General features: G+C 62.7%; 7 protein-coding genes. 3 read left to right on the top strand and 4 right to left on the bottom strand.

Annotated features, from left to right (window positions below; genetic code table 11):
- The first annotated feature begins 126 nt into the window (after positions 1-126).
- Both rlmM and tusA read left to right on the top strand, forming a co-directional pair.
- A complete protein-coding gene (gene rlmM, locus DOM41_RS14855) occupies positions 127-1,197 on the top strand; it encodes a 23S rRNA (cytidine(2498)-2'-O)-methyltransferase RlmM (protein WP_245391860.1) in 1,071 nt (356 codons plus the stop codon).
- Positions 1,198-1,214: 17 nt separating this feature from the next.
- Complete coding sequence (tusA, locus tag DOM41_RS14850; protein ID WP_110687615.1) at positions 1,215-1,460, top strand: sulfurtransferase TusA; 246 nt, start codon at positions 1,215-1,217, stop codon at positions 1,458-1,460.
- A gap of 12 nt (positions 1,461-1,472) precedes the next feature.
- Here the strand turns inward: tusA and DOM41_RS14845 are convergent, their stop codons facing one another.
- Both DOM41_RS14845 and DOM41_RS14840 read right to left on the bottom strand, forming a co-directional pair.
- A complete protein-coding gene (locus DOM41_RS14845; protein ID WP_110687614.1) occupies positions 1,473-2,171 on the bottom strand; it encodes a hypothetical protein in 699 nt (232 codons plus the stop codon).
- Between the two features lie 147 nt (positions 2,172-2,318).
- Positions 2,319-3,737, bottom strand: coding sequence for an MATE family efflux transporter (locus DOM41_RS14840; protein WP_110687613.1), 1,419 nt, complete (start codon positions 3,735-3,737; stop codon positions 2,319-2,321).
- Between the two features lie 172 nt (positions 3,738-3,909).
- On the opposite strand from DOM41_RS14840, the gene DOM41_RS14835 reads away from it, so the two are divergent.
- Positions 3,910-4,464, top strand: coding sequence for an elongation factor P hydroxylase (locus DOM41_RS14835; protein ID WP_280951231.1), 555 nt, complete (start codon positions 3,910-3,912; stop codon positions 4,462-4,464).
- 58 nt (positions 4,465-4,522) lie between these two features.
- Here DOM41_RS14835 and DOM41_RS14830 read toward each other — a convergent pair whose 3' ends face one another.
- Positions 4,523-5,005, bottom strand: a complete 483-nt coding sequence (locus DOM41_RS14830; protein ID WP_110687611.1) for a hypothetical protein — start codon at positions 5,003-5,005, stop codon at positions 4,523-4,525.
- Complete coding sequence (locus tag DOM41_RS14825) at positions 5,002-5,874, bottom strand: TatD family hydrolase (protein WP_110687668.1); 873 nt, start codon at positions 5,872-5,874, stop codon at positions 5,002-5,004. The genes DOM41_RS14830 and DOM41_RS14825 overlap by 4 nt, the downstream gene beginning before the upstream one ends.
- Positions 5,875-6,000: the final 126 nt, after the last annotated feature.

Genomic DNA, 6,000 nt, shown 5'->3' with positions numbered 1-6,000 from the left:
GAAAAGACCGCCGCGTTGATTCGTACACTGCGGCGTCAATAGAACGGGCTGATTGACCGTAAAACATGGCCATCGGCAGACATGCTAGGGTATGTCGTCAATTCAGATCAGATCGAAGAGGACTGCGTGAACCGGACTCCCAACGAATGGCTTCTCTACTGCCGCGCCGGTTTTGAAGCCGATCTCGGTGCTGAAATCGCCGATCGCGCTGCACGAGCCGGCGCAACAGGCGAGGTCGTCACGCCGACACCCAACGCGGGATTCGTCAGATGGCGCACCGCCGAAGGCGCCGCCAATGCGATCCATCGTGACATACGTCTGGATTCACTGGTGTTCGCGCGCCAATCTCTGGTCGCCTTTGAGCCGCTCATGCTCGACCGCCAGGATCGTCTCGGGGCGATCGTGAGCCTGGTCAATCAGAGCGGCTGGAATTTCGAATCGGTTTGGCATGAAACGCCAGATACTAATGAAGGCAAAAGCCTGGTGCGATTGTCCAAATCGTTGAGCCGGCCGCTCGAGAGTGCGTTGAAGAAAGGGGGGGGCCTGCGGCGTAAAGCGGGTGGCCGCCGGCTCCATCTGTTCTGGCTATCGGGAGAGTCCGTTCAGATCGGCATGAGTTTCCCCGGCAATCGCAGTGAACATCCCGGTGGCGTGTTACGTCTGCGACACCCTTCGGATGCGCCGAGCCGCTCGACGCTGAAACTCGAGGAAGCCTGGCACGTTTTCATCCCGCGGGATCGCTGGGAAGAGCGACTCGCCGACGGCATGCAGGCGGTGGATCTGGGCGCGGCCCCAGGTGGCTGGACCTATCAGCTCGTTCGAAAGCAGATGTTCGTCTATGCCATCGACAATGGGCCCATGGACAAGGGCCTGATGGCGACGGGGCAGGTCGAGCATCTTCGCGAAGACGGTTTCGTCTGGGAGCCGCCGTACCGTCTAGACTGGCTGGTATGCGATATCGTGGACAAACCGATGCGAGTGATCGACATGGTCGAGCGCTGGCTGGTGAAGCGCTGGTGCCGCGAGGCGATCTTCAATCTCAAACTGCCGATGAAGAAGCGTTGGGAGGAAGTGAACCGCTGTCTCGCCAGGCTCGAGCACGAGCTGGGGGCGCGACACATTGCGGCGACAGTGCGTTGCAAACACCTCTACCACGACCGAGAAGAAGTGACCGTTCACGTCGAGCTTCACGACTGACGGCAGTAGGAGAAACCATGCAAGAGACTCAGACTGGATCCGATGCCGAGCTGGATACCCGGGGCCTTTACTGCCCCGAACCCATCATGCTGATGCACAACAAGGTTCGGGACATGCAGGCCGGCCAAGTGTTGCACGTGCTGGCATCGGACCCTGCCACCACCCGCGATATTCCCAAGTTTTGCGGTTTCCTGGGTCACGAACTGATCGAACAATACGAGAGTGGCGACGAGTACCACTATCGAATTCGGATCGACGCCTGAGGACTGTCTCGCTCATCCCTTTCCGGGGCTGACCATCAACGCCAGCGCTTCGAGTGTTTCGCCGTCCTGTTCGCGGATCCGGTTGGCGATATTGCGCTGGAAGAAGTAGATCGAGGCGTGTCGGCTGCGGCCGGGGTAGAGACAACTGTCTCCAGCCAGGATCGGAAACGAGGCGACTTCCTGGTCGTCGAGCAGCATCGCGTCGACACTACCGTCACTGTAGAGATGCCAGCCGTAGACCTGTTTGAGCTGCCAGGGGTCGCCGTGAGCCGTGGCACAGAGGGCATGGGTTCCCTGAGTTTCCGGTAATTGCTGGGTCAGTGACACGTCGTCGGTCTCTTCGTAATCGAAGTAGGCCGCGGCGTGCTCGAGTTCGGCGATCTTGTGGGCCGGCGCCTCGTAAAAGATGTCTTCCGTTTCCGGGTCGCGATAGCCGACGAAATGCCCATATTCGGGATCATCGAGCGCCTGGCACGGCGTCAGGTTGTCCATCCACGGCACCAGGCCGATGACGTTGCCGTCGTCTCGCAGGCCCCAGGCAAGCAGTGGCAGGCTATACAGCGTGTCCGGGTCACGCGAGATGTAGTAGAGCATCTCCAGCCCATCGAGTTCGGGCGATAGGCGCACCAACCGTTTTCGCGCCTTGAGCCGATCTCTTCGGGTTTCCAGATCGATGACCTGTGCACAGCGGGGGGAAAGTGGAGTACCCATGGCTACCCTCCTGGTTCGACGATCTATCGGCTTGGCCTCGGATCAGTATTAGCACAGGCAGGGAGACGCTGTTAAGTGGCGAATTTGTCGAACGTTCACGTTGTCGGACCCGTGCACGGAGCCTGACACCTCTCGTTCGGGCACCGCTCAGGCTCCGGCCTCGTTGCTGCGTCGTCGCGAGATTACCCAGAGTCGCCATCCCAGCAGGGCGGCGGCCGATGTCAGCCCCGCGTTGAGCCCGATCCAGTAGCCGTAGATACCCAGGGCGTCGATGCCGGCAATCCCTCGGCCGAGCAGGTGCCCCACGCCGAGCCCCACTGCCCAGTACGAGACGAGGGTGATGCCCATGACCACGCGCGTGTCCCGGTAGCCACGTAGCGCTCCGGCAAGATTGACCTGCAGGGAGTCCGATATCTGAAACAGCATCGCCAGCAGGATCAGCGACATCGCGAGCGTCTTGACCTCGGTGTTGGTCGAATAGATACCGAGCACCGGCTCTGCGAATAGCCAGATCAGCAAGCCGTTAAGCAGCGCCATCAGAAAGCCGACCGCCGTGCCGTTCCAGGCGACGAAACGTGCCTCGGCTGGATTGCCCGCCCCCAGCCGGTTACTGACACGCACCGTCAGCGCCATACTCAGCGACAGCGGCAACATGAACAGCACCGATGTCACATTGAGGGCGATCTGGTGAGCCGCGACCGTGATCTCGCCCAGATACGCCACCAGCAAGGTGATGACCGTAAACAGCGTCACCTCGAAAAAGATTGCCAGACCGATCGGCATCCCGACATACAGCAGTTCGCCAATTTCCCGCAGCCGGGGGGGCGTCGGCGCCGCCCACAGGGTCACCGGTGCGTAGGCGCGGCTGCGGCGTGTATACCAGGCCATGCCCAGACACATCGCCCACATCGAGATTGCGGTTGCGATGCCGCAGCCTCGAGCGCCGAGCGCCGGTAAATCGGAAAGGAAACCGGGCACACTTGTCCCAAGAAGATCGACCAGTCCTGCGCCGCCGTAGATCAACAGGTAGTTGCACGGGACGTTGACGGCAAGTCCTAGCAGCCCCATCCAGAGGGCGGGCCGGGTGTGATGCATGCCATCGGAGAAAGCGCGAAGCGCCTGATAGAACGCCACCGCGGGAATGCCGAACGCCACCGCAACCAGGTAGTCGTTGGCAAGGATCGCGACGTCCGCCGGTATCTCCATCAGCCGGAAGATCGGCGATGCGCCGAGCGCCAGCGTGATCGCGCAGAGCGAGCCGAAGATCAGGGCGACCCACAGTGCCTGATGAACGCCGGCGCGCACCCGGTCATAGCGGCCGCTGCCCACGCGGTGTGCGACGATCGGTGTCGCGCCCATCAGCGTGCCGGTCATCAACAGCATCAGTGGCACCCACAGGCTTGCGCCGACCGACACGGCGGCCAGATCCGTCGCGCTGGCGCGACCGGACATGATGATATCGGCAACGCTCATTCCCGACTGGGCGAGCTGCGCGCCGTATATCGGCAGTCCCAGGCGAAGCAAGCTGCCCGTTTCGCGACGACAGCGGGTAGATAGCGATGGCATGAGCCCTTCCTTTGACCGCATGGACAGGGCGGCGATTCTAGCAGGTGTTGTGCTCTCCGGGCTCGGCGACCATCGGCGAGTTGCGTATACTCGCCCACCGGCTGGCCGGGCCCTGCGCAGCCGTGACAGGTCCGCCACCCGATCGATCAAACCGTCCCTTCTGGAGTTGTGCGTGACCCACCGAATCGAGGATCTGATCACCCTGTTCGATGCGCTCTTCGCGGAATCCTACGGCACTCGCCTCGTGAGCGGCGATGACGAACCGCTCTACCTGCCGGCGGGTGGTGATCAGAACTACCACCGCATCATTTTCGCGCATGGCTTTTTTGCCAGTGCCCTCCACGAAATCAGCCACTGGTGCATTGCCGGCGCTGCCCGCCGGGAGCAGGAGGACTACGGCTACTGGTACGAACCCGACGGTCGCGACGCACTGCAACAGTCCGAGTTCGAGCGCGTGGAGATCGCACCGCAGGCATTTGAGCGTCTTTTCAGCGAGGCGTGTGATAAGCCGTTTCGCGTCAGCGTCGACAACCTGGATGGCGCCGACGGCGATCCCGAGCGCTTCGCCGCCAACGTGGCCCAGCGCGCCGAGTACCACCGGAGACATGGCCTACCGCCGCGAGCCGACGCTTTTTATCGCGCCCTGGAGGGCTACTATCAGGGAGGGATGACGTTGGAAGCCGCCGCGGCGCATGGCCGACGGCGACTAGTCGACAGCGGCCGCTGAACCCCCGCGTCCCATGGCGCCGGCACCGGGACGTGCTCGGCGAACGCCGGCTCGGGGATCACGCCTGCTCGTTGATCAGGCGCTTGTGCAGTTCGAGCATGACCTGTACTTCGTGCTCGGGACGCAGGGGTTCCAGCCCCATATCGCCGAACATCTCGTTGCGCGTTCGCGACCACTCGCCGGCGTCGAGATCGGGGTAGAGCCTGGAAGCGGGGGCGAGCTCCACGAAAGGGTCGACGCCGAAGTCGTCGAACAACCGCGACAGCGCCGCCTCGTCATCCTGCACGCCAGCGGTGTAGAGCGTCTCGTTGAAGTGATCGCCCTCGAGCTCACGCAGCACATCCAACGGGCTGACCCCAAGGTAGCGCAGGTCATCGAGATCATAGCCATTCAACGAGAGCATCTCGTCGTCGAGCCACTGCTCGTCGGGTTGAATCAGGGTGTGCTTGACCGTGCCGTCGGAGAGCGCCCAGGCAATCGCCAGGGGTAGCGAGTTGTCTTCACCGGTCTCGACCGCGATGAATCCCGGATACTCGATCATGTGTCCTGCCCCGTGGTGTTCTGCATCGGCAGCCGAAAGAAACTGGCTGCGGTCTGGGTGGATTGCGCGGCCAGCGTCTGTTCCGTTTCGCCGCGCCAGTGGGCCAGCTCGCGCACGATCCAGGGCAGCAGAGCAGGCTCATGACGGCGTCCCTTGAGCTTCGCCGGCAAATGGCGCGGCAGCAAGTAAGGACAGTCGGTTTCGACCATCAGCCGATCGCTGGGAATGTCGGCCACGAACTCGCGCAGGTGATGACCACGGCGCTCGTCGCTGATCCACCCGGTCTGGCCAATATGCAGATCGAGATCGAGATAGCCGTGAAGTGTTTTCCTGTCGCCTGTGAAACAGTGCACCACGGCATTGCTGAGCCGGTCACGCCATTCCCGCAGTATTTCGAGCATCCGCGAACCCGCGTCGCGCTCGTGGAGGAACAGAGGCAGGCCGGATTCGGCGGCCAGCGCCAATTGCGCCTCGAACGCCTGCTGCTGGACGTCCCGCGGCGTGAAATCGCGATGGAAGTCCAGCCCGCATTCGCCGACGGCAACGACCTCGTCGGTCCGATGCAGCTCGCGCATCCGCGCCTCGAGGTCAGGGTTCCACTCGCCGGCGTGGTGCGGGTGCAGGCCGGCGGTGGCGTAGAGCTGCGAGTAGCGCCCGGCCAACGTCTGCGCCTTCTGTGCGCCTTCGAGATCCGCGCCGGTGACGATGAGCGCAGTGACGTTGGCGTGCTGTGCACGGCCCAGCGTTGCGTCGAGGTCGCGCTCGAAGCTTTCGTGGGTGAGATTGGCACCGATATCGATGAGCGGTGCAGGAGACGTGATCTCCAGCGCCTCGGGTAGCGGTGATGACGATTGGGGCGTGTCGCTCAAGCGGCACTCCTTGTTGACGAAGACGTTGATGATGAGAGCGAACGGCAGCAGAAGGCCACTCAAGACGAACGGGGTCGCGCGGGGCGTCGAGGCGCGGGCAAGTCACGCTGTCCGGCTGCGAGTTCT

The organism is Salinicola aestuarinus (genome assembly GCF_003206645.1).
In the GTDB taxonomy this organism is placed as follows: Bacteria; Pseudomonadota; Gammaproteobacteria; order Pseudomonadales; family Halomonadaceae; genus Salinicola; species Salinicola aestuarinus.
The sequence above is the reverse complement of the archived record's forward strand: the minus strand, read 5'-3'. Positions and strand labels throughout refer to the sequence as shown.